The organism is Caulobacter sp. SL161 (assembly GCF_026672375.1).
GTDB lineage: Bacteria > Pseudomonadota > Alphaproteobacteria > Caulobacterales > Caulobacteraceae > Caulobacter.
On record NZ_JAPPRA010000001.1, the window covers coordinates 1,231,595 to 1,256,587 of the forward strand.

Genomic DNA, 24,993 nt, shown 5'->3' on the forward strand with positions numbered 1-24,993 from the left:
CGTTCGACACGTACAGCCGGTTGGACCTAGCGGCCGGTAGGTCGGCCGGCACGAGCCATCATAGCCTCAGTCCGGCGCTGCACGGCGCAACGCGGCGCGCTCCTCTTCCCTCGCAATGTAAGACTCGCACGACCGCGCGAGCTGTTCGAACACGGCGCCAAGACGGGGCGCATCGAGCTCGACCCGTCGACGCCACCCGCGAAACTTCTCCGCACGAAGTCGCTCGGCATCGCCGCCGGTATCCGTCGCCCACACAACCGTCCGGCGGTTGATGATCCCGAAGTAGAGCCCTTGAGCGAAGGACTCATCGGCCCAGCGCTCCAGAACCGGCGCAAGCGCTGGGCTTGGCCAAAGACCGTCCTGTTCAATCCGGGTCCGGCCGACAAGTTCGCCAATGACCCTTAAGCCGTTCTGCACGCGACCGACCTTTTCGAGTTCGCTGACGGCTTTCGTCATCCACGCGTCGAAGAGGATCGGATCGACCGCGCCGGCTTCATCGGCCGCCGGTCCGCGACGGCAGTGCTCAAGGATGGTCCACCAATGTTGGACGCGCCACGCTCTGAACTCGCCGTCCTCATCCGACTTGGCTTCTGGAGCGCCATCATCACGACGGTAGGCGCCTTCAACCGCCTGCACGATCAAGGCCGGATCATCGGCGACGAGGTTCGACAGCGCCCTCAGTCCCCGCTTGGTGTCCTGCAAGTGGCGGCAATAGAAGAATTCCAGCTGCACGATCTTGTCGCCGACGCGATCGGGAAACCGGTCGAGAACATCGAACAGGTCCTCGACGTCGTGCCCCGAGACGGGCGCGTCTTCGTCCGGCGGCCCAGGCACCAAGGCCAGCTGCGTGAGAATATCGACGACTAGTTCCGGCTCCAGTTGCGCGGCGTAGAGCTCTCCTCGCGCGAAGGCGGCGCGCGCGCGACCGACGTTCAGAAGCTCGCGACAAAGCCTGTTCAAGACGACCGGTTCGTCTCGGACGTAAGCGTTAATATTGCGCCAATAGGTCTGGCGATCATCCTCCTCCATCTGATCGACGAGCGTCCAAACGTCGGTGTCGGGGAGGGTCGCCAACAGCAGCGGCGCGGGCGACAGGCCTCTGCTCTGCCAGGCCTTCATACGTTGCCTAAGCAGGGAGAGTCGGTCGACGGGATCGAGCTGAGCCAGGAGGCCCGTGATAAACTCTTGGCGTTTAGGCCAATCATCCAGACTCGGATCAAGGAGGAGGTCGGTGACCGCGCCAACATCCAGTTCAGGCAAGTCTTTGTAGGCGTGATGGGCCAAGGCCCATGGCGACCCGACCGCACGCGCGAACGTCGCGAGGCGGGCTAGCCCTCCCTCCTTCCAAATCTCCTGGACCGCCGCTGCTTGGGCGAGCGCGACACGCGCCTCACGGGACCGATGGTCCGCGTCGTCCCCATCGTCGTCCTCATCTTCGAACCGGACCCAGCCGGTCGCGAACAACCACTTGTGCCTCTCGATCAAATCGCGTGGCTGAAGCAGGTCATAGACGGTGCGCGCGCGAGGATCCCAGTGCGCGTCGCCGCGAGGCAGGGGTTGGGGCTTGAGCCGCCAGAAGGCGCAACGACGAATTTCCGCGCGCGCGGCGGCGCGATCAGCATCGGTCGCTGTTTGACCCCAAGCCGTCACGACATCCCATAGACGTTCGAGTTCCTCGCCGTCGAAGCACGGGCTCTTTTCCGCGAGCTGCTTGACCGCTTCGCATGAGAGGTCCGCGCGCCCGAGGACCACGTCGTAGGCTTTCCGAGCGAGTTCCGGCCGGCGTGATTCCTGACCATGGCCAAGGGCCTCACGGCGATAGCGCGGCTTGACGTTGTAGAAGCCGTGACCAAGGCGCTGGTCGATGATGCCGAGCGCCAAGGTCCAGGCCACGTCGGGAAAATCCCGATCCAACACGCCCAGGACTCGCACCTGCAGGTCTTCGGGCGCCGAGGTTTGCGGGACCCACGGATGAAGCAGCGTCGCCAACGAGCGGATCGGCCCGCTGGCCAGATTGTCGTTCAATGGCCGCTTGCCGAGGGTCGCCAGAATTCTAGCGACCCGAGCGAACCGATCTTGCGACCAGGCCAGCCGCTCCAGCGCCCAAAGCAAACTGGTCCGGTAGTCGAGCCCATTTTGCGCCGTCACCGGCTTGATCAGGCGCCAGACGCCTCGGTCTTCGATCTCTCCGGTCGCGTCGAGGTCTCGCTCGACCGCCGCCAGAAAAGAGTCCGGAGCCGCTTCCGCGAGCGCGGGCAGCACATCGCGGACATGGAGCCAGATGGCCGGGTCTTCGACTTCGAAGACGCGGCGAACCAGGCGCTCGATGGGCCAAACCGCATCACGACGGCCAATCAGAGCTTCGCCTTCAACCGCCAGGAAGACGAGGCTGTCGGCCAGATTGGTGCGCAGGCGACCGCTATGAGGGCGATCCTTGCCGTAGATGTTGGCCGCCCAGCGCTTGTCCTCATCCAGCGTCAAGGCGGGGTCTGGCTGGGTGAAGACCTCGAACGCCAGCTCAGCGAGACGGGCGATATCCGTCGCCGTAAGTCCCGCACGAAGTGCGTTAAACGCGTCCGGCCGCGATATGATTCCGCCGGCCCCGCCGACTGAAAAGATCGGCGCGTCTTCCATCGTAGCGAAGGTCTTGATCGCGACTTCCATCTCCTCGTCCGAGCGACCGGAGAACTCAGACAGCACACGACGATCGCCAGGGTTATCCCAATACCAGCCGCCGGCGAGCGCCAACGCCAGCAGCGGTCGGATCAGGGCCGGCGTATCGGCCCACACCGGAAGACGCACGGATCGAACCTCGGCGAGCCGGCGGCGGATAATGGAAATCCGTCGACCGGTCTCGTCATCCAGTCGCTCTTGGGCTTCACGGCTCAACGCCAGCGCCTCGCTCAGATGGCCAAACGCCTCCCAGGTCAGCGGCTCGACCACCGCTCCGGCGGCACGATCGGGATTGGACTTGTCGCTTGCCACAAGGACTTTGGCGCGGCCGGTGAGTCGGCCGAGCTGAGATTGGACGTCCGTTCCAAGGGCTAGGATCGTCAAAGGGCCTTCGAGACTCTTGAGGATCTGAAGACCGGCCGGCGTTCGGGCCACCACCGCGCGCTGGGCCGCCGAACCAGCGATGTCACCGGCGATCATGAGGCGAGCGGCGAAGGCGGCGGCTTCGCCTCGGGTGTCCGCGGCGATGTCGAGGGTGGCGCGTTCGCCGCTGCGGAAGAAGCTCTCGATCTGGCCGCGGTTTTCCTCCGCAGCCTCGTCGAAGATCGAGAGTGGCAGCGGCGTCTTGCAGACGTTCGCCCATTCATCCCAAAGGTCTTCGGGCGCGGCGAGGTCGCTCGTCGAGCGGCCCAGCCGCCCCTGCATCCAAATCAACGCGGCGGGCGCCTGCTCCAGCCATTGGGCAAGGGTCTCGGCGTCATAGACCAGGACGTCCTTCCACGCCCCTTCGGCGAGCCGCGCCTTGCGCCAGACCGCCTTCCGTGGCCAACGCCGGGCCGTGACAAAGACAAAGGTCGATTGGGCCCGAATCTCGGGAGGCGTGGCCGGCGTTCGCTTGTCGTAATCTTCCGACGCCTTGCCCGGGAGCGCCTTGCGATCCTTGCAGGAAAGCTCCCAGAACGAAGCTCCGTCCGGGACGAAGGCGTCGGCGCCGGTCGCCTGGACCTCGCCATCCCAACCTTCGTCATTGGTGCTGTCGTAGCCCGGGATATCGACCCGATGAAGGTCAAGCGTGCGCGCGTGAACCAAGCGCCGTAGCAGTACGGGCAGTTCGGCTCGGGCGGTCAGACGAGCGGCCCAGGCGTCGAGGTCGAGCGCGGAGATCGGCAACATCAGCTTCAATCTGCTGCCCGACGCGAGTCGAGTCGACGACGATTAGAACCGCACGTTAGCCACCGGCCATGGTTACAACGGTAGCGCTTGAGGGAAATCCGAGCCAACGTCTCGAGATGCATCACGACCTTTTCAGCGTTGACGGCCCGCTTTGGAAGTTCCTCTTCCTGGCTTGGCCTCCGGTCGTCTTCGTCGCCTTCTTGAAGCTCTTTCCGGATTTCGCGAGCAAGGCGGTCTTGTCGGTTCTTGAGCAGCGCCATCGGCGCAGCCTGACCCAGTACAAGGACATGCTCGACCGGGACACGGCGACGGTCGTCGAGAGGACCAAGGGGCAGATCCAAGTCGATCACAGCACGCTCAAAGCGACCATGGATTTTATGGCCGCGAGCCAGTCGCGTCTCCGCGAGCACACGATTGGCGCCGTACAGGTCCTGTGGTCCGAAATCCTGGTCCTTCGGGACGTCCATGCGAACCTGGCGACGTTCGAGACGATGTTCCTGGACGCTGAGATCGCTGAGGCGTTCCGCGAACAGGACGATGAGTTCATTCTCGGTTGGGTCGCGCCCTACGCCGACGAAAACAAGATCATGCAGCGCAATGTGGAAATGACGACCCTCGAAGCCGAGAAGCATCGTCCCTTCTGCGGCGACCGCCTTTGGCTGATCTTCGTCGTCCTGCGCAGCGTCTATTTCCGATCGGCCATACTCGTCAGCTGGGCGTTCAAGAAGGGCGTCTACACCCGCATGCTCGACGACTCCGGGATACAGCAACTGCTCAGTGGGGTCGTCGCGACAGCGGACGTGGCGGCCTTGAGAAAGGACCGCGCGCGCGGCTTCAATCAGATGCTTGGTCGCCTGGAAGCCATGTTCCTAGAGGAGGCGGCGCGGGTGATGAGTGGATCGGAGGCCTTCGCAGCCTCGCTGATCGACCTCTCGGCGGGCCTGCAGGTCCGCGAGAAGACCTCTTTGGACGGCGGGCGGTCTGCGGGCTAGGCAGGCATGAACCAAGTTGATCTGATCCGAACTTATCCCGGTCTAAGTCGTGGCCAGTCCGGTTGATAGACGAGATCCTGTCGCTCAATCGGTCTGGGGCGCGTTGAGCAGTAGCTCAAGCGAAGGACATGGCGGGCGTTGAGAGGAAGAGAGCCACCCGCCAAAAACCGCTTGCAAATCGGAGCTGACGCGGCGAGCGCTTGTTCGTACCTCAGGTTTGGTTTTTCAAAACCTGGGCGACTCCTGTAGGAGGTCGTCTAGGCCGAGCGTAAGCACGGCGCGGCAAGATCTGAGGCGTGGGACCGATTTCGATGAGCGCTGGAGCTTGGACACTGACGGAGTCCTTCACGGATGCTGCGGCCCGCTCCTACCTTGCGGCGATGGTCTTGGAAGATGCCGGCGACCCGACGACTTCGGGCCATCTCTATGGAGTGGCTGCCGAATGCGCGGTGAAGGGCTTCCTAGAAAGCGCCAACATCACGATCGACAAGCCTCTGAAAGTGCACTTCCCGAAACTCACCCAAGCCTTAGGGCTGCACGGTCAGGGGCGGACGATGTTGCCGTTGCTTGGCCTGCTGGAGGGCCCGCCTGAACTTTTGGCTGAGTATTCGATCCACTCTCGCTACGCCCAAGACAATTGCGTCGATGATGCTCTCTGTAGTGGCTGGAAGGCCGACACCCAGCGGATCCTGTCCTTTTGCGGTTTTTCGATATGACCACGCTGTCGCAAACTATCGATGCTGGTCTCGACGCCTTCGTCGAGTTCCTTGATATCCGGCTGGGCCAAGCCTCGTCGGGGGGGCGAATTGTCCGCGACGTCTTCGGTCGGCTCGCCTTTGTCGCGCCGCCGAGCGTGGACGACGCAACCGTGTCCGCCGCGACTGCCGACCTGCCTGACGCGCTGCGCCCCTTCTTGACGCCCAAAGCGCCGCTGCTTGCGGCATCGGCGGGAATGTCTGGGCCACTCCTCGAAGAGGCGGGGATTCCGATCGTTGCGCCGCAAGGCGCTCGTTACATTCTCTTGGATCGACGCTTGGCCGGCGAAGGCTGGCTGAGCGCGCCGCCAACCAAGGCACCAACGGTTCCGCGGCTGGCCTTCTACGGGCTGAAGGGGGGCGTTGGTCGCTCGACAGCTCTATCGATCTGCGCAGCCGACCTGGCTTTGCGGGGCGCTAATGTTCTGGTGCTGGACCTCGACCTGGAGGCGCCGGGCTTGGAAAGCGTGCTCCTGCGTGCTGACCGGGTGCCCGACTATGGCGTGCTCGACTGGATGGCGGGCGCTGCTGCGGGCTTGGATGTGGCCCAGCTCGTTCCGGATATGATTGGTGGCTCTCCGTTCACATCGGGCAAGGGCCTCGTCGATGTGGTGCCGGTGGTCGGACGGTTGACGCTCGCGCGTCCCGATACGTTCCTCGGGAAGCTGTCGCGCGCCTACACGCCCGGCGCGCCATCCGGCCCGTTCTCAGGGAAATCATTTGCACAGAAGGTGCAAATCCTGCTGGAGCTACTCGAAGAGCGCCGCCGATATGACGTCGTCTTGCTGGACGTCCGGGCAGGCCTTCACGAGACGTCCGCGGCCTCGCTGCTGGGCCTGGGGGCAACGGTTCTATTGTTTGGGACCAATTCGCCGCACACCTTCTCCGGCTACTCCATCCTGCTCTCGACGGTGCGCCAGGCGATGGAATCCTGGGAAGACGCGCCGGAACTACGCGACCGCTTCCGGATGGTCCACGGACGTGCTCTAAGTAGCACTCAGGATCGCGCGCTGTTCCTGTCCCACTGCTGGCAGTTGTGGCTGGACTATCTCTATGACGCCGTAGACGATGACGTGGATGTTGAGGCCTTCAGCTTCGATTTGGACGATCCCTCCGCGCCACACTATCCTTTGACGGTATCGTCGTCGGAGGCGTTCATGAACTTCAACCCAGACGCCAATCCCGATCTTTTCTCCGAGCAGGGTTATGCCAGCGCCTATGGCGAACTGCTGAGCTTTGTTCGCGACTTTGTTTTCACGAAGGCTTCGCTATGAGCGCGCTTCCCGCAACACCGCTTCGTATCGCGCTGAGGGAATTGAAGGGAAAGACCGCTGAGATCGCCTCGGATGCGCCCGGTTGGGAGCGCGTACTGACGGTGCGCGATCACGAAGGCGCGCTTGATCCGTCGCGGCCCATCGTGATCGGCGATCGAGGCACGGGTAAAAGCTTCTGGACCGGCGCGCTCCTCAAGGCCGACAGCCGTGCACGGCTTTCGTCGGTCTATCCACGGTTGGGCCTCGACAAGGTCGCGGTTGAGCTAGGCTTTGGCGGCGACGAGTTCTCGAGCAACCACCCCACCAGCAATGAGTTGTCCGACCTCCTCAAGCAGGGCTTCACCGCTGAAGCGATCTGGCGGGCGGTCATTCTCTCGGTCCTGCCCGCGCCTGTGCGGCCGGCGGAAGTCGCAACGGGCGGCTGGCGCCAGCGAGTGGCCTGGATCGCCGACGACCCGGCTCTTCGTCGTGAGTATTTCCAGGCCGCTGACAAGTACCTGATCGGTGAAGGCCGCCAGCTCCTGGTTATCTTCGATGCGTTGGACACGCTGTCGTCCAACTGGGACGAGATATCCAACCTCATGCGGGGGCTTCTTCAGGTCGGCCTCTTCCTGCGCCCCTCACGAGCGCTGCGTCTCAAGCTGTTTCTGCGTCCCGACATGGTCGATGATCCGCAACTGTGGGCGGTCGGAGACTCCTCAAAGCTTCGCCATGACGAGGTTCTGCTGGCCTGGACGCGGCGAGACCTTCACGCCCTTCTCATCCAATACCTCGCCAATCATCCTGAAGCGCGTGAATCCATTCAGCAGTACACCCGAGAGAACTTTGGCAAAGAACTGAACTACGAGGCAGATCGCTACGAGGTTCCAGCCGAACTTCTGACCGACGAAACCGCCCAGCAGAAGTTCTTCGCCGCGGTTGCTGGCAACTACATGGGCCGTAGCGCGACGAAGGGCCGAACCTACACCTGGGTGCCAAACCATCTGGCGAACGCGAAAGGACACGCAGCGCCGCGTAGCTTTCTTTTGGCTCTAGGTGTGGCCGCCGAACGAAGCGAGGGCAATCTCGTGGCTTTGGAGGTGGAGGGTATCAAGGAAGGCGTGCGGCAAGCCTCGCAGAGCCGGATGCTCGAGCTGCGCGAGGACTACCGTTGGATCGATGCGGTCTTCCGCCCGCTGAGGGACATGCAGGTTCCGGTAGATCGCAAGGATGTCATGAACCGCTGGAAAGGCGGCAAAATCATCACGGCGATCAACAAGGAGATGAAGGCCGATACGACGGGTCGTTACCTTCCGCCACCGCGGATCGCGTCTCAAGCCGACGACTCGGCGACACATGCGGCCTTGATCGACACGCTCGATCACCTTGGCATCATCGAAGTCATCGGCGACGGCCGTTTGAATATGCCCGACCTCTTCCGCCTTGCCGCCGGCGTGAAGCGGATGGGGGGGGTCAAGCTACGACCGTAGTCGATCCGACCGATCTATCGCTCAAGCAGCGCATCGGAAGCCTCAAGGCTCAGCGCGCCGAACGCGATCCGAACCAAATCGCGGCACCTCGCTGAAAGCGGCCCTTCCAAACTTCTCAGAAGAGTCAGGGCTGGCCTTCGCATAAGAGCTAACAGCTTATGCTCCGCCCCCGATCGGCAGAGTCTCGCGCAAGCCTAATCTCCGCATATAGTGCGGACATTATGGGCCTTTTGCTCCGCGCGCTTGTTAGAGCACGCGACGTGGGTACTCCCTGGCCGCTCGGTACATCCTCTCATATTCGGGACATTGGCTGCCTTAGGTGGATGTCTACGTCCGATCTAAGGCCTAACAGCCAATGCTAGGCTTTTGGCGCTACCTGCCTCTCGGAAGTTTCACCTCTAGTGCGGATCTTTATCAGAGTTTTGAGAGGTCGCTTCCCGGCGACGACCCAGCCACTACGGAGTGAGATGCGCGGGCGAGATCCTTGCGAAGCTATGCCATAAGATGCTCATTTCGCACCAACAACTTTTGGGTGCGAGATTCGCGCCGGGCGTCGGGGCATGGCGAGAACTTTCAGTGGATCGACCATCAAGTCTTGGTTCCAGTATCGCTGTGAACGCAAAACTCGATATGAACTCTTCACGGACGCCGAATTAGACGCGGTGCCTGTCGTTAAAGTCGTAAAAGAGCAAAGCTGGGCTGTTCTTGGGAACGAATTTGAGCAGCGTGTAGTCGCTAAACTTAATCGTACCGACGGCGTGCTCCTTCCGAGCTCTCCGAAGCACCCACTTGACGAACGGCTAACGGCGTCATTTCTCCGCGGGCAACAGGCCAAGCCCTTTGCTGCCCAGGCCAACCTCACACCGCGAGCGCAACCAAGCTTCCTGCAGGGCACTGACTTAGCGCTCAAGCGCAACTTGCCAGACCTCATCCGTCTTGCGCCCCTTGCCGGCGGTGGTAACCCCGTTCTCACGATCATCGATATCAAGGCGACGCGCCGCGCTACCCCATTTCATAAAACGCAGGTGGCCTTTTACGTCCGTGTGCTAGAGGCGCTCCTGAGTGAAATGGGATTATCTGGGCACGCGCGCCTTGATGATCATGGCGAGATCTGGCGCATTCCCGATCGTGGATTCGCTACGGGAGAAGATCATCAGATCGAGCGGTTTTCGCTAGCGCCCTATCTGCGGATGGTGGACGATTTCTGCGCCAACATTCTTCCGGCCATCGCAAAGAAGGTTGTCGCGCCCAGCTACGACGAGACCTTCTTTCACCTCTATTTCAAATGTGAGCAGTGCGATTTCATCGACCACTGCAGGAAGTCCATATCGCCTGAACTGCCTGCCGAAACGCGAGACGTCTCCGCCGTCCCGGGGCTAACCCATGAGGCCAAGCGTTCGCTCCACAAGCTCGACGTGCGCACCGTTGGCGCTCTGTCCCAAGCCCAGGGACTTGCAAAGGTTCCTGGCGCGGGCTGGTCTCTCACCCGCAAGGCGCCAGTCCTGGCTGAACGCGCGCTGGCCATCTCAAAAAACTCTATCGCTCGGACCCAGGAAGAGCACACCTTCCTGATGCCGCCGCGCGCGGATATTATCTTTCTGCTGTCGGTCGACCACGACCCTGTCGATGACCGGATCGCCGCCATCGGGTTTCGCCGGATTGAGGCCGGCAAGTCGGCGCGTGAGAAGATCGAAATTCCAAAGAGTGGATCAGCTGAGGACGAAGCCGCAGCGATGATCGCGGTTCTCTCAGCGCTCATTGAAGATCTTACGGACATCGACCTAGCCAACGCCGGCGCGCCGGATGGACAGGGGGTTTTCGCCCATATCTTCTTTTACGAGCCTAGCGAGGCGACGGCGTTGCAGAACGCTTTGGGCCGCCACCTGGACAATGACATCATTAGAGGAGGGCTCTTGCACCTGGTGCGGCTCTTCCCGCCCGAGGACGTCGTTCCAGAGCCGGAATTTCGCGGGGTGCACCACCTGCCTGCAACGGCCGTGCGCAGCGTCATCGAACAACTTTTCGCCCTGCCGGTCATGGTGGCCAACGATCTTCGACAGGTCAGTCAGGCCCTTGAGGCGGCGGGGGCGGGCCCCGCCTATCGCCCGGCGGAGGGCTTTTTTCGCCCATTCTCCTCGCTGCTATCGATCGACGTCATTCGGCCAATCCGAGAGCAAAAGCTCGACGCCAAGCCCTTGAGCGCGGTCCGCGACGACGTCGCTATGCGCCTTGATGCTCTGCATGGGGTAATCGCCTGGCTCTATCGACAGAACGAGGTGGCGGCTGCCAAGGGCGCGCCGCTGCTGCGCCTTTCCAAGAAGCCTTTCCGTTTCCACGCCACCTTTGATCCCCTCAACGCCGTCGACCTTGATGTCTTGGTTGCATGCGAACTCCTGGAGAACCGGGCGGGCCTCCTGGAAGCTCTCGTCAATCTGGCTCAGCCTGCCGATCGCCGGCGCGACGCCGGACGGTGCATGGCCGGGCTCTCGCTAAATAGTCACGGTCTCTACGGACGCACGGCGATCCTTCGGTTCAAAGTACCTGAAGCCAGTCGTGACAGTGACCTTGGCCCGGGCTCTTTCAACCTGATCCTCACAAACGACGATCCAGACCTGCGGCTCAATCCGGCCAATTGGCGAGGCGTTAGCTGCTCGATTCTGGCGCCTTCGGGCGACTTCGAAGATCGAACGGATCTCGTTTCCGTGCGCATCAGCCCACGCATCTACCAATCGCCCGAGTTTGACGCGCTTTTGCGGACCACGCCCACCGACGGCTGGTTCATCGACCAGAGCTTTGGCGACGTGAACAGTGACCGCGCCGCCAGATTTCTTTCCAATATGGCGAGGTATCAGCCATGAGCCCGCGCCAACTCCTGACCTTTCTGCGCGACCCTAAGGCATTCGCTGCGGGCGCTGTTGACCCCGACCTTTGGCGCAAGGCGCTCGACGAGTTCGTGACGCCGCAACTCAAGGCCAAAGGCGAGCATGCGCTACGGGCGGCCCAGATCAGCGCATGGCAAGGTCTTGCCGCCACTCGGGCCGGGCTCGTGCTTGGCCCGCCAGGCACGGGGAAAACCCATCTCTTATCCTGGCTGATTGTCGGCTACATGCAGGCGCGCATGGCCGCCGGCCTGCCGACGCGGGTGTTCGTCAGCGCTTTTACGCGCAACGCCATCGGCAACCTCCTCGACGCGGTCGCCAAGCGCGCACAGACGCATGCGCCCGGCGCCTTCGATGTGCGGTTCATCGGCGCGGCCCCACCAGCGGGACTTTCCGGTTCCATTCAGCACCGCGACCGTGTCAGCAATCCCGCCGAAGCCGACGCCGCCATAGCGGATCTTCAGGCCCCGAACGTCGTCATGGGCGGTTCGATCTGGTCGCTAGCGCGTCTGATGGCGCGCCCGAACGCCCAAGGTGACCGCTATACGGCCGACATCTTCGATCTCGTCTGCATCGACGAAGCCTCTCAGATGGTTGTCAGCCACGGGTTGATGGCGCTGGCGGGGTTGAAGGACACGGGCCGCCTTGTGGTGGCCGGCGATGATCAGCAGCTACCGCCCATTCGCTCGGCCCGAGACATCCGGCTCGATACGCGTGACTTGGGCGGCTCGCTCTACACGTTCCTGAAGTCGGGGGAGGTGCCGGAGTTTGCTCTAGATGAGACCTTCCGATTGAACGGGCCTCTCGCGGAGTTTCCCGAACGCGTCTTCTACAAGGATAACTACCGGTCCGTCGATGAAGTCCGCCTCGGCCGGCTGAAGCTCATCGACAACTGGCAGGAGGGCCTGGAGGACTGGGAGGGCGATCTCCTCGATCCGGACTGGCCAGTCGCCATTCTGCTCCATGATGGCCCTCCTGCGTCGAGCCAGAACCCCCTGGAAGCCGATATCGCCGCCAGGCTTGCCGAGCATCTTGCAACGCGGATGAGCGTGGTCGATGCGAGCGGCGTCGTACCACCGAAGTTCTGGGAAGACGATCTGGCGATCGTCAGTCCGCACCGAGCTCAGAACAACGCGATCCGCTCGTCTCTCTCCAAGCGCTTGGCCCGAGGGGCATTCGTAGAAACTGTTGATCGCATCCAGGGCAAGGAGCGCGACGCGGTTATAATGTCCTATTGCGTCGCCGATGCGGAATTTGCGTTAGCGGAAGCCGACTTCATCTTCGCGCCCGAACGCCTCAACGTCGCCATCACTCGGGCGAAGACCAAGCTGATTGTGCTGATCAGCCGGCGACTCCTCGAAGCCGCGCCCGGCGATCAGGAGGCTATGGATAAGGCCGAAATGCTGCGCGAGTTCGTCTTCAGCGCAAAGCCGAGGCGTAGCGTCGTTTTGCAGAACGGCGCTGGAGGAACGGTCAAAGCCCAAGTGCTGCTTCGCGGCTTCGATGCCGCACCGGTGTTCGAGCAAACGGTCGAGAGCGCCCCGGCGAGCAGCACGGATGAACTTACAAAAGATCAGGAGCGACTGCTCGCCGCGGTGGTGGCGTGCGCCAGAGAGGCCAAGAACGCCAAGGCGACCATTAAGGCCCTGCAGCATAAGTTGGCGACCCAGCGCGGTCTCCTGCCGGACCTAAGCCGCCTGCATGCGCTAGGGTGGATCAACCTCACCGAATCCACACGCTACGGAAGCTTCTGGCAAGCGGCCATCGTCGATCCCCGCCGGCAAGTGTTCACCGTCGATATCGATACCGTTCGCGCCAGGCTTGAGGGCGTGATCAGCCAAACGCGGTCAGGTCGCGTGCCGCCATTCTATAACACCGTGCGCCAGCGCTTTGCCTGGATGAACGGCAAGGGCGACGATGTCCTGATGGCAACCGTAGAGCGGCTGAAGGCCGAAGGGCTGGTCGTGTTCGGTACGGCCAACGGCGCTATGACTATTGATTGGGTCGATTTGGGCGTCCCGGTCGACGGGGATCCGCCGGCCGAGCCGGCGAAACTCGTCGACGAGGATTTCGTCGTCCTGAATGCGCTGGAGACACTCGAAGCTGCGACCATCAACTTCGGCGTCTTCGAAGCTTGGACGTCGATAGCCAGTCTCGCTGACCAGGCTGGCCTGGATCGAGAGTTCGTCGCTGCAGCGGTGGGGCGCCTGGCCGAGCACGGCTGGCTGATGCTTGCCGACGAAGGCAGGGTCCGCAGCCGTGTGGCCGAACTCGCGCGCGAACTACGCTATGTGAAGCAGCGCTTCAAACACGATGACGCCGACACCAGACCCTACCTAGTTCGAAGCTTGAAGCTCGAGCTACGAGATCGCGACAAGCCCGAGCGTCGAGAGGATATCGCCGCGACGATCGGCAAGGCGGCCGAAGGTCTTGAGCCGGCGCGACAAGACGCGCTCAAGGCGCTTGGGGATATGCTCCAGCGGCGATGGGGAGCCGACGCTGCGATCGCAGGTTTCCAAGCCCGAAGCCTCATCGCCTTAAGCCAGGCTTGGGACGGGGCCGGCGACAAAGGATTCGTCATCGCTGCAGACACCGGATCGGGCAAGACTGAAGCTGCGGCCTTTCCATTGATCGCCGGCGCCGCCGCAGACCGCTTGAGGGGCGTCCGTGGCGTTCGCGCCATCCTGGCCTATCCGCGCATTCGCCTGGCCACCAATCAGGCTCAGCGACTCGCGAGCTACTTGGCGGACTTTGCTCAACAGCCCGGCATGCCGACCGTGACCTTGGGTCTTCAGATCGGCCCTGTTCCCCAGTCTTTCGACCAACTTCGAACCTGGGACGTGGATGCAGGTTGGAAGAAGGTCAGCGACCGCACCTACACTTTCCCGTTCTTTGCTTGTCCAGCATGTGAGCAGGAGCTTCTACTCGCGAGCGGCAAAGGTGATGACGGAGCCGACGCACTCAATTGCACGGCTTGCTCCTGGGGCTACAAAGGGTGGGTCGGCTCAAAGCAGGGCTTGCGCGACACCCCCCCGGCGCTCTTCCTGCCTACGACTGACTCCCTGCACCAATGGATGCACAACGCTAGCTACGGTCGCATCTTCGGAGATGACCCTGAATTCGCGCCGCCTCGCGCGGTGCTCGCCGACGAAATCCACCTCTATTCCCACATCCATGGCGCTCAGGTCGGGTTTGCCCTAAGGCGCCTTGCCGCTCGAGTCGCCGCTAACGCCAAGGACGGACGCCCGTTGCTAGCGATCGGAATGAGCGCGACCCTTGGCGACCCGGCCAAGGCGTGGGAGCGCCTTGTCGACCGGCCCACCGAGCTCATTACGCCAAGGCCCGACGAACGGACCATCAACCCCCGCGGACGGGAATATTTCTTCTTCGTCCAGCCCGAGGTGGAGTCTCGCGGCAAGGACATCGCCGGCGCCTCGACCACGATCCAAAGCCTTATGTGCCTGGCGCACGGCATGCGACGCCGCACCGGTTCGGCGGGCGGCTACAGGTCGCTCGTGTTCCTGGATTCGATCGACAAGGTCAGACGGCTTCACGCCGCCTATGGCGATGCGGAGACCTTTAAGAAGCTCGCCGCTTTACGGACGCGCAACTATCCGGACGATCCCGTGAATGGCCAGCCGCGTCAGGCTTGCTGCGGCCAGCCCCACGGCTGTGATGTCTTCAAGGAAGGCGAATGCTGGTGGTTCGCCGCTCAGGACAAGGCCCAGGTCGGAGCGGCGGGGCGTCGCAGAGCCGGCGCATGCTTGACGGTGGCTGAGCAGCCGGTGTTCTCGGGGACGTCGGGCCGCGTGGAAGGCATGATCAAGCGCTCGGATATCGTTTTCGCCACGTCCTCACTTGAGGTCGGTTACGACGACCCAGACATAAACCTAGTCTATCAGCATTACGCGCCGCGCGATCTTGCCAGCTTCATCCAACGCAAGGGACGGGGTGGGCGCGGTGTCGACGATCGTCCGATCACCGGCGTGACGCTATCCCTCTATTCAAGCCGCGACACCTGGTGGTTCCGCAAACCGCACGAGATGATTTCTCCGGCCGCGTTCGATAGCCCGCTCAATCCTGACAATTTCTTTGTTCGGCGTGGTCAGATCCTATCGTCGGTGCTCGACGCCTTCGCACGGCTGGAGCGGCGCGGCGTCAAAGTGGATCTTGAGGCCCCCTCGCAGGACGCTTGGTTGGAGGCGCAGACCTATGTTGAACGTCTCTTTGGCGCCAAGCCATGGGAGCAGTTCAGGCAGGCCAGCCTGGCGGCTCTGTGGGCCAAAGCCCTTAAGGCGCGCTCTAAGAATGAAGTTCTCGACACGCCGGCCAAGGCTCGCGCCCTTCTGACGTGGATTCCCACGACACTTTTCGAGAGCATCAACCTTCCGCACCTAACCGTAAAATCTGCGGGGGCTCCCGACGCTAACGAGGACATCGCCTTGGCGCTTTCTACCGCAGCGCCAGGCAACGCCACGCGTCGCTATGACGGGGTCAATGTCTATTGGCGACCGCCGATCGACGGGAAAGGGCCATGGTTGGCTCCCGAGGACTACGATTACGGCGACCAGTTTGCCGTGGGAGAGGGCGCGGGTGCGTGGCTTGCGCAATTGCCCGACGAGGCTAAACCTCTCCTCACCGATCTGCACGACACCTACTTTCGGCCCAAGCGCCTCACCCTAGAGGTTCTTGGCCGCATGTACGGCGCTGGCTGGCAATCGGACTGGGAAGCCGGCGCAGGATCTTTAGCGAGCGTGAGCAAGGTGGGCGATCCGCCCGATCTCGCCAGACAAATCCGCCACGATAGCCGCGGCTTTCTCCGGGGCTTTCCCGTGCTGAAGCCTGTTGAAGAACAGGCGCGGCCGTTGCCGATTGAGGGGCTGGAAGCCTGGTTGACGCGTGTTGACCTCTTCCAAGGCGACGGCGTTGGCGGCAAGTCTACGGGGCTTGGTCTGGCGCGGGTCTTTTGGGGCGCTGACGCCGAAGTGCCGCTTAATGGACCACCGCTTGGCTCCGAAACCTTCACCCAGATCTTCACCGCACCCGGCGATGATCGACCGCTGCTGCACGGTTTCCACGTCCAAACCGAGGGCGTGCGCTATGCGATCAACACCGATCGCCTCTCGCAGTTCGTCGAAAAGGTCGTCCAAGAGCTTGACGGGAACGCTGCCGAACGTGCGTGGCACGAGGGACAGCGCTTGCGTTATCTCCTGGAGTCGAAGTCTATCGCCGCTGGCGTCAACGCGTTCGAAGCGCGCCGGGCCGCGGAGCTTCTGGCCACAATTGTCGCGGACGAGCCTCTGCTTAAACGCCTCAAACAAGTGCTTCGCTTTTGGGACAAGGCCGACATTGCCGCGCTTTTCGAGGACGCACGGTCAAGCTACCTGTCCCAGCACCCGATGCTTAGCGTTAGCCGGGTCGCAAGGGTTGCGGACGTCTATGGCGCGCCCGCGCTAAAGCCTGTGCTACAGGCGGCACTTGAGGGTTTGAGCGATCCGGCCTGCCTGCGCCGCTATATATGGACGGCGGTGGTGCACGCCCTGGGCATGCGGTTGAAGGAATCGTTTGTGCAAACCGCACGAGGCGATGAGCGCCAAGTGATCATGCATGCGCGCCTTCCCCTGCAGTTTGAGGCGGTGGACGAGGCGATGATCACGATCTGTGAAGTCGGGTCGTATGGGGATGGAACCACGCGAACCTTTGCTGAACGGTTTGAAACTTCCAAAGGCCATTGGCGCGACGGCTTCATCACTGACTGTCCCAATGCCGCTGAAGACCAGGCCCTTACGCGGCTATTTGCGGCAGAAGATCAGCATGCGGCCTGGCGCGCGCTCGATCCGACCAATCCTGCCACCTTGCGGCTATTGGCCGATGCTTTGGGCTTGCCGTCCGGTGCTCCAGCGCCGCCCGCGGTGCTGCGCGTGCTCTACGGCAGGGAGCAAGTGGGCCTCGAACGGGTCGATCTCTATGAGCTGGCCATGGAGTTGCGCGTTGCTGACGCGGAGCTTCGCGAGCGTCTCAAGCGCGAACCGACGGTGTGGGAGTTGGTCAGCGCAGCCGTGGAGCGGGCGCGGGGCGGGCAAGCCAAGACGGCCGCCAGGCTCCTGGCCGCTTATGAGCAAGTCGAGGACGCGGCTCTCGACGACAGCCTCAGTCCCGACCATCGCCTTGCCGACCAGCTCTATCGGCTGCATGGCCGGCTATGCGTCGATGGCTGTCAGGCGTGCGTACACCAAAGCAGTGACCTAATGTCGGAAGGCCTTGTGGGGGCCTCTACGAGCCGGTCGCTGCTTCGACGGTTCGTATGCGAGGCCTAACCCGTAACCTTGAATGCCCCCAGGGCGTCGTGTGCCTTTAGCCATGCGGTCACCTTTGGGGTGACCGTTTCCAAGGTCGCCGCCCCCTTGGTGACAGCATCTAAGAAACCATCGACCTCGGGGCTCTCAGTGAACTTGGCCATGTCCGCAAGCGCTTGCTGACGGTCGGCCTTCAAACTGGTGATCTCGGGGGCGAGGGTCTCTGCCGGTTGAGCCCTCGCGGCGAGCGCTTCAGCCTTCGTCCCGATGTCGACCAACTTGCGGCCGAGCGCCTCGGCGCCGGCGATACGCATCAGCAGATGACCGACCGGGATCAGCGAGGCGTAGTCGCTCTTGGCCTTCAAGCTCCAGACGAAACGAACCTGCTGGTCGAGGTCACGCAAGGCGACGATGATCTCGCCGTAGTCTTCGTAGATCGCCTCAAGATCGTCCGCTCCTTGGGCGTTGGCGAGCATTTCGCCGACCTCAAGTGTTTGCTTGATCGCATGACTCACCGCTCTTTCGACGGTGGCGGTCGAGAGACCGTCGAGCGAATTGGCCATCTCGACAAGCGCGACACACCGTTGCGCCTGTCGATTGGCGTCCTGGGTCTTCTCGCTCACGCGCCCCAAGATCGAGCCCAGGGTCCGCGCCTGAATAGCGGCCGGGATGAGACTAACGTCAGCTTCGAGTTGGGTGAGGGCGTCGCTCATTGACCGTTCCCTATCGTCAGCGCCGATTGTGCCTTTGCAGCGGCATCTTTGAGAGCCTGACCGCGGCCATGCAGAACTGCCAAGTCCGCCCCGCCCGCCGTAGCGCTGATCAGGTCATGAACATGCGGCGCGAGGGCCCCGACAATCGCCTCACCGCGCTGCGCTTGATCAAGGATGGATCGAAGCTCGCTTGCTGGCGCGGCGATCAGCCAAGCCAATTGTTCAGCAGCCGTGCGCGGCGGGTCGGGGTCCGTCGCTTCGATCAGCAGGGTCTGCAGGCGCCCTAGGAGCGGCCGGTCGTCAAGGATCCGCCGAAGTCTTGCGTAGCTCTCGAACCATTCGCGTACTTCGACCGCCGAACGGGTGGGAAGAGCCTCAGCGACCGTCCGCACGACCTTGTCGATCCGATTAAGGTGCTCGGCGACACTGTTGTCGCGTAGCAGCGGCAGGAGGGTGTTGCTGCGTTCACTCAGGAGCGTGCGCTCTAGCGCCGTGACGCGCGGGAGCGATGTGGCGACCTTGATCGCGACTTCCCGAAGAACGGGAAGTTCGCTGACGGCGGGCTTGGCGTCGGCTTCCAGCGGTAAGTCATCCAACTTCAGGCTACGCGCCAGGTCCACCATCGCCGCCGCTGCAACAGAGAGATCAGCGAGGCCGAAATTTCGCGCCTTGCCTTGAGGCAGGCTGACCATTTCCTGCAACATACTGCGCAGGTCACCGTGACGGCGACCCGTCGCGCTCAGCACCTCCTGCCACGGCATCGTCCGCATGCTCGACGCAGCTTCAGCCTCGCCCTCGTCGGAGAGAAGGGCGCGCCATTGCTCCGAGAGGGGCGCGTTCGGCGATACGGCGCCACGAAGCCAAGCACGCGCTAGCAGCACTTGAACGGCCGCGCGCGCCGGCCTCCATCCCTTACCTGTGGCCAAGCTAGGCAGGCGACGGTCAAGGTGGTCGCCGGCCAGACGCTCAAGCTGGCGCACTAAGGCCGCCAGGCGACGGCGGGCGTGCTCGATCTCTTCGGTCGTGAGACCGGCATCATCGGTCTTCAGCATGGCGTAGGCCTTAAGGCCCTGGGCTAGCCAGTCCTTGCGAGGCACCTCCATGTGGCGCGGGTCGATCTTACCCGCGCCGGCAATTTTGACGCTGTCGGGCGTGAACACCTTGTCGAAAGTCCAGCGGTCGACCTGTAGGCGCCGGATATCGATGGTCTGCATCACCTCGTGAACGAGGGCATTCCATCTGGGCGCATTAGGCAGTGCGTCGTCGGATTGTAGATTGTCGATCTCAGCCAGCAGTTTTTCGAGTTCGCGCCGCGGGGCTGGCTTGTGAGCCGGCGCGGGCTGACGCGCGGTGGCCGGGCGAGGCCCGGCCTCAGCCTTCGCGCCCAAGGGTCTTCCCGCCGGCTTTGGTTCTGGTGTCGAAGTATTTGGATCAGCTTGCGGAACGCGGACTTCGACCGTCTCAGGCGCGCCGATGTCGGCCGCGTCCGCAACTGTCACTACCGCCGGCGCGGGCATCCTTATGTCGTCGGCGATCCAGGGAAGATCGAAGGCCTCGACAACACTGCGTCGCAAGCCTGCGTAGCGAACCTGACCGTCTGGATCTTCGGTAAGACCGGGTCGGTTGTCTCCCCAGTAGGCGAATAAGCGCCGCAGTCGCGCGCGTTGAGCCTCGTCTTCAACACGGTCGTCGAGGCGGCTGGCGAGCAGCGGCGCAAGACCAACCTTTTGAATATACGCTCGCTCGATTTGCGGTCCCGGGTACTGCCCGTCGACGAACACTTCTGTGTTCAGCAGCGTTGGGGTGAGGACACCCTGCAGCATGCCGCGTGGCGTTTTGTAGGTCTGGCCGCGGGCGTCAGACTTGAGAGCGCCAAAAAAACCGTCGACCGCCTCGCGGGTGAAGGGAAAGAGCCCGATGCCATTGATCTCGCCGAAGGCGGCGATGCAGGGGTCATGACGCGGACATGTCTCACAAAGATTAGGGGGGCGCAAATTGTGCTGCGCTCGGACGTCCTCACGCCAAAGCTTCAAGCGTTCGGAACCGGCCCGTGACGCCGCAAGATACCGGGCTACAAAGCCAGCGCGGTTTTCGGAATCCTTGAGCGTACCGATCTCTTCGAAGCGGCCGTCGGACTTGCCCAAACGGACGTCGATCGTGATGCGCTGCTGGTAGTTGGCTTTTAGGTCGCGCTCGTAATAGTCCGGCGTTACACCAATCACCGAGATCAGCGGGCAAAGATCCTGCTCTGGTCGGGTGGCCGCATCAGTCACCAGAACATCGATCAAACTGTCATCCACACCTTGCCAGGTCGTGACGTCCTCGAGCAGCAAGACAAGGCGCCGGCCCTCCTTCTTTAGCGCCGAGCGAAGTTCCTCAAAAAGGCGCTTTAGCGCGTCGGCCGACACGCCGATCACGTGCTGGACGGCATGGTTACGCCGGGCATTCAGAGCATCGACGAGCTTGAGGCTCTCTGGCAGAGCCAAGCTGTCGTTGCTGATATCGTCCCAGCTCCGGCCTTCCTCTAGCGCCTCTCGAATGTGGACGCCCTCGCTCATGAGCCGGCGAGCTAGGGCCGCCGAGCGCTCGGAGTCCTTGGCGTCAGGGCAAAACTCCACAAGGTCGTAGACGTCTTTGAGGCTGAAGCTGGCAGACTCTGAATTGCGGGCGTCGCCGCCATTCATGATTTCCAGGACGCGACGGGGCCCTTTCCAGTTTTCCCGCACAAGCGCGTTGAGGATCAACTTTTCCGGCTCGTACTTACGGCACCATTCGACATCTTCGGGCGCGGAGTCGAAATAGTCGGGTCGAAGCGACACTGCGAGCGAAGTCAGAAATTGCATCGACCGGCCGACCAAGCCGGCGGCCTGCTGCTGTTTCAACCCATCGAAGAGGTGCTGGAACTGATCGGGGATCTTGCGCTGAAGCTGGCGCAAAGTACCGTCCAAGCTGCCGTTCGCGCGCTGAATCAGAAGGCGAAGGTCGCTCTCTTCAGGCCAATTGACGTCAAGCCAGCGAATTATGTGGGACTTGCCTGAACCCGGTTCGCCCTGAATGACGCACAACCCGTGCTGTCGGCGAGGATTTGCTAGGGCCATCAACAGACCGCTTTCAGTCGCGGTCTCGACATCGCTGGCGTGAGAACCTTCAATATCAAAGTCCTGCACCGGCGTGTGGGTCGCCAGGAAAACTTCATCGGCGCCTGAAAGGGCCTCTGTCCGAAGGACTGAGCGCGCGTCTTCAGCAGTCCAACATGGAGTGGACAACAGGCTCACAGCACGCCTCCATTCAAAACCACGCTTTGGACGCTCAGCTCTTTGCGATCGTCGGCTGTAAGCCTGACGACGCCAGATGCATCGCCTCTCACCCGAAGCTCAATCGCGTCGTCTTCCGTCAGATCACGCAGCGCCATGGAAAGCAGCATCGAGACCCGCATGCGATCAGTCTTCACGCCCATTCGACTAGCGATCGCGGGCTGCAGAACACCGCCGTCGACATACGGCATGCGGCGGGCAAGTTCGGCGAGCACATCGCCGACCGGTAACTCCACATCTCGTGGCAGTGAGCTTCGCGCCAACTCGCGGCGCACGCGCCCGGTGAAGCAAGGGTAGAGTCCGAGGTTTCCAGGCAGCTCAACGGCCACATCCAGGAACTGTGCCCAGCGGCGCCACGCGGTGATCTTGGTTCGGTTATAGCGAAGATCTCCACCGACAGGATTACCGATGTCGGCTTCGATCATGTTCGCCACCGCGTCATTCCCGCGGCCGGTCCATTCGAGGGATCCCATCTGATCGACTTTCATGACCATCCAGGCCAAGGCCTCAACTATGAGGAAGTCAGGATCGTCCGAACCGATCGAGCAGAGGCGATCGTGAACATAGTCGCCGAAGGCAAGATAGTTGGCAGGCAAGGCGGCGACGAGCCGATAGTTGGGCTCTACCAATTCCAGCAGACCAAGGCTGACGCTCGCACCGACCGCCTGCCGCGGCGCGGTGCCATCCCCTGCATCATTCTCGATCCCGCCACGAATGAATTTGGGGCTTAGGAGCGCCCAGAGCTCATCGCGAGGGGCTAGACCATTCAAGGCCGCGACCGCGTGGATCGAAGACCAAACCCGCTCGGGCGTGCCTTGGGTGTCAGTCAGAAGGCTCATGCCAAAGCTCCGGCTTGGACCAGCGTGAACTCATCGAGCGTCTCTTCCTCGATGGGCGCCTGTTGGGAGGCAAATTGATGAAGGGCCCGACCATCGATCTTTCGAAACGGGTCTACGACCAGCGCCAGGGTTTGCTCGGGCCTTTGCTCGGCAAACCTTTGCGATGCCCGCAGCCAGCGCCACAGGTCAGGCTCGTCCGCCGGGAGCACCGCCGTTGGGAGATCTGGCAAAACCCTCTCGTTTAGGATCCAGTCCTCAGCGTCCTGCACAAAGCCAAGCTGTGCAGGGGAGGCCATGAGCATCTGCGCAAGGTCGAGGGAAAAAGCCCTTGGGGCGACGAACTGTTCGACGCCAGCCGCGACAAGCCGCTCGACAAGGCGTTGCGATGTCACGCTTACCTCCGGAGCGACCAGGATAAGTCCGCGGCCCAGATGGCGCTTCTGGTTAGGTTGTGCTTTCCACGCATGCGTGAGGCCAGCGGGCTGCAAACTCCTCGGCGGCGAGACGTTGCGCGCGCGGCAATCGGGGCATCGCCCGCAATCGGGCGCGTCGGCGTCCGGTTCGATGAGCCCATAGGTTTCGCGCAGCAAGCAGCCCGAAGCTTCGCCTGCTAGGAGCCTACGAAACCGGTCCAGTTCTAGAGTGGCCTTCCGCTGCTCAGCATCGCGCACCCGGTAGATCTGATCCCACGCGATTTTCCAGGCCTCGCCCTCGCTCATCAGGCCATCGTCTAAGAGGTAGATGTCCCAGGTTTCGGGCTCGTCTCCGGCGTCTTCCTTAGGTGGCGCGGCCTCGATCTCGACGGCTTTGGCCCGCTGAAGCAGGTTAAGGAGGCTGCGGTTCCAGCCGCGGTTTTGTTCGCCCGTGAAGCGACCAAGCCCTTCGCGCGCTGCATCGAGCGACAACCGTAGACGAAGGCGAGCTTGGTCGTCCCAGGTCGGGGCGCAGCTGTCGCGCAGCGCCAACCACCTTGCCTCCGCCTTTGGTCTGGAGAGCCAGCCGCCGCCCGCAAGCCTGCGAGCCAGTTCCTCATCAGAACGTTCGGCCTCGTCGCCGTCACTGTCGCCGCGACGTCGCGAGGCCCGCTCGTCAGTTGTTGTTCGAGTCCAGAGGGCTAAACCCAGGCCCTGATGGCCGTCGCGCGATGCGCGGCCGATTTCTTGGTACCAGCGCGCGGGCGTTTCAGGCAGGCAGGCATGGATGACCGTCCGAACGTCGGGTTTGTCCACCCCCATGCCGAAAGCCGATGTCGCCACAACCAGATCCAGATGCTGGTCCGCCCAGTCATTGACGATCTTTCTGCGTGTGACGGCGTCAGTGATTGCTCCGGTGAACAGCGCAAGGCGCTTGTAGCCACGCTCTTCGGTGAGGCGCTGGTAGAGCGCTTCGGCTTGATCGACGCGAGTCGTGTATACGATGGCGGGCCGAGGAGCGTGATCGATCGCCTTCAACAACGCTATGTCGCGCGCAGCAGGATCCGCGAAAGTGTTGAAGGCTAGATCGAAATCATAGCGCGGCGTTTGAGCGTGTACTTCCAGCCAATCGCCGCGCCCGTAAGCTTCCTTGAGTACGTCGCTCGCGGCGGGCGTGAGCGTGGCCGATAGCAGCACCGTGCGCAGCGCCGGGTTGCGGGATCGAAGCGCATCGACGAGCGCTGGTAGTCGCTGAAAGTCCGGGCGAAATGTGCGGCCCCAACTCTCGACGATATGGGCTTCGTCGATGAACACCGCTTGCAGGCGCCCCTCAAGGCCGAACTTTTCTTCCGCAGGAGTCGCGGCGTTAAGCAAGCCCTCCCAAGCAGAGCCCAAGGCGGCCTCTGGCGAGAGCAGCAGAACGGGGACCTCTCCACGTCGGAAGGCGTCAATGACCTCTTGCCGTTCGCCTTGTGTAAGAGCGCCCGTAAGTGACCGGCTACCCTCGAGCCCGTCGATCTTGCTCAACGTGCGAGCATGATCATCCGCCAATGCGATCGTAGGCACGATGACGATCACGCAGGAGCCTGGTCGATCTCGGCGCCACCATAAGGGCGCGAGTTGGAAGAGCAGACTCTTGCCCGAACCCGTCGGCATCGACACCATCATAGATGCCGCATCTGGCATGGTCAGAAGGGCGTTCACCGCCGCTTTCTGTGTCAGGCTTCTATAGTTCTGATGCCCTGTACAACGGAGGAGTGCGGCGTCCGCGACGCCGCTCTCGAAAAGGGTGCGAGACCGAGGATCGACCTGTAGCGCCGCTTCAAGCGTTTTGGCGACGTCAAGCAAGCCGCCATCTACGAGCCTGACAGATCCATCATCCGTCAGCGCCATTCCAAAGCGCGGCATCAGAGCATTCTCGTCGGCGCTTAAGGTGTGGCCGGCATCTCGGAGATTGAATCGCCCACCGGACAGACGGGCAAGTTCGCGCACCAACGCCAAGCGGTCGCCGGCCGCTAACGACGAACGCAGGGCTTTTAGAGTTCGGCTTCGAGCGCCTTCGAGCCAATCTGTGTCGCGTGAAATCAAGCTCTCTGCGGTCAAATTCGCACCGCGATCGCCGAGTAAATCATTTGTCGTTGCACAACACGCTCCCCGTCTTGAGCTTTACGCGGCAACCGTGTGGTTGCAAGCCCAACAACCT

The 24,993-nt window shown here is 62.4% G+C and carries 11 protein-coding genes; 6 read left to right on the forward strand and 5 right to left on the reverse strand.

Annotation, left to right across the window (positions count from 1 at the left end):
- Positions 1 to 66: 66 nt before the first annotated feature.
- On the reverse strand, positions 67 to 3,855 hold the full coding sequence (locus OVA11_RS06080) for a hypothetical protein (RefSeq protein WP_268066641.1): 3,789 nt from the start codon (positions 3,853 to 3,855) through the stop codon (positions 67 to 69).
- Between the two features lie 107 nt (positions 3,856 to 3,962).
- Between OVA11_RS06080 and OVA11_RS06085 the strand changes: the two genes are divergently transcribed.
- From OVA11_RS06085 to OVA11_RS06110, 6 genes are all read left to right on the forward strand, one after another.
- The gene (locus OVA11_RS06085; RefSeq protein ID WP_268066642.1) at positions 3,963 to 4,838 is read left to right on the forward strand and encodes a hypothetical protein; all 876 of its coding nucleotides are present in this window, start codon (positions 3,963 to 3,965) and stop codon (positions 4,836 to 4,838) included.
- Between the two features lie 311 nt (positions 4,839 to 5,149).
- Positions 5,150 to 5,554, forward strand: coding sequence for a hypothetical protein (locus tag OVA11_RS06090; RefSeq protein WP_268066643.1), 405 nt, complete (start codon positions 5,150 to 5,152; stop codon positions 5,552 to 5,554).
- Positions 5,551 to 6,867, forward strand: coding sequence for a KGGVGR-motif variant AAA ATPase (locus OVA11_RS06095; RefSeq protein ID WP_268066644.1), 1,317 nt, complete (start codon positions 5,551 to 5,553; stop codon positions 6,865 to 6,867). Before OVA11_RS06090 ends, OVA11_RS06095 begins: the two co-directional genes overlap by 4 nt.
- A complete protein-coding gene (locus OVA11_RS06100; protein WP_268066645.1) occupies positions 6,864 to 8,336 on the forward strand; it encodes a hypothetical protein in 1,473 nt (490 codons plus the stop codon). The genes OVA11_RS06095 and OVA11_RS06100 overlap by 4 nt, the downstream gene beginning before the upstream one ends.
- Positions 8,337 to 8,896: 560 nt before the next feature.
- Positions 8,897 to 11,194 carry a hypothetical protein gene (locus OVA11_RS06105; protein WP_268066646.1) on the forward strand — a complete coding sequence of 766 codons (2,298 nt, stop codon included), beginning with the start codon at positions 8,897 to 8,899 and terminating at the stop codon, positions 11,192 to 11,194.
- Positions 11,191 to 17,532, forward strand: coding sequence for an AAA domain-containing protein (locus tag OVA11_RS06110; protein WP_268066647.1), 6,342 nt, complete (start codon positions 11,191 to 11,193; stop codon positions 17,530 to 17,532). The genes OVA11_RS06105 and OVA11_RS06110 overlap by 4 nt, the downstream gene beginning before the upstream one ends.
- On the opposite strand, the gene OVA11_RS06115 is transcribed toward OVA11_RS06110, so the two are convergent.
- Genes OVA11_RS06115 through OVA11_RS06130 form a run of 4 tightly spaced genes read right to left on the reverse strand, consistent with a single transcriptional unit; the run spans position 17,529 to position 24,878 of the window.
- Positions 17,529 to 18,224 carry a hypothetical protein gene (locus OVA11_RS06115; RefSeq protein ID WP_268066648.1) on the reverse strand — a complete coding sequence of 232 codons (696 nt, stop codon included), beginning with the start codon at positions 18,222 to 18,224 and terminating at the stop codon, positions 17,529 to 17,531. The genes OVA11_RS06110 and OVA11_RS06115 overlap by 4 nt on opposite strands.
- Positions 18,221 to 21,499: a hypothetical protein gene (locus OVA11_RS06120; RefSeq protein ID WP_268066649.1), complete on the reverse strand. Its 3,279-nt coding sequence runs from the start codon at positions 21,497 to 21,499 to the stop codon at positions 18,221 to 18,223. Before OVA11_RS06120 ends, OVA11_RS06115 begins: the two co-directional genes overlap by 4 nt.
- The gene (locus OVA11_RS06125; RefSeq protein WP_268066650.1) at positions 21,496 to 22,377 is read right to left on the reverse strand and encodes a hypothetical protein; all 882 of its coding nucleotides are present in this window, start codon (positions 22,375 to 22,377) and stop codon (positions 21,496 to 21,498) included. Before OVA11_RS06125 ends, OVA11_RS06120 begins: the two co-directional genes overlap by 4 nt.
- Positions 22,374 to 24,878, reverse strand: a complete 2,505-nt coding sequence (locus OVA11_RS06130) for a helicase-related protein (RefSeq protein WP_268066651.1) — start codon at positions 24,876 to 24,878, stop codon at positions 22,374 to 22,376. Before OVA11_RS06130 ends, OVA11_RS06125 begins: the two co-directional genes overlap by 4 nt.
- Between the last annotated feature and the right edge of the window lie 115 nt (positions 24,879 to 24,993).

Coding starts and splice junctions, on each gene's coding strand:
- OVA11_RS06090 (WP_268066643.1), top strand. CDS start 5,150: ATGAGCGCTGGAGCTTGGACACTGACGGAGTCCTTCACGGATGCTGCG.
- OVA11_RS06095 (WP_268066644.1), top strand. CDS start 5,551: ATGACCACGCTGTCGCAAACTATCGATGCTGGTCTCGACGCCTTCGTC.
- OVA11_RS06100 (WP_268066645.1), top strand. CDS start 6,864: ATGAGCGCGCTTCCCGCAACACCGCTTCGTATCGCGCTGAGGGAATTG.
- OVA11_RS06125 (WP_268066650.1), bottom strand. CDS start 22,377: ATGAGCCTTCTGACTGACACCCAAGGCACGCCCGAGCGGGTTTGGTCT.
- OVA11_RS06085 (WP_268066642.1), top strand. CDS start 3,963: ATGCATCACGACCTTTTCAGCGTTGACGGCCCGCTTTGGAAGTTCCTC.
- OVA11_RS06115 (WP_268066648.1), bottom strand. CDS start 18,224: ATGAGCGACGCCCTCACCCAACTCGAAGCTGACGTTAGTCTCATCCCG.
- OVA11_RS06110 (WP_268066647.1), top strand. CDS start 11,191: ATGAGCCCGCGCCAACTCCTGACCTTTCTGCGCGACCCTAAGGCATTC.
- OVA11_RS06105 (WP_268066646.1), top strand. CDS start 8,897: ATGGCGAGAACTTTCAGTGGATCGACCATCAAGTCTTGGTTCCAGTAT.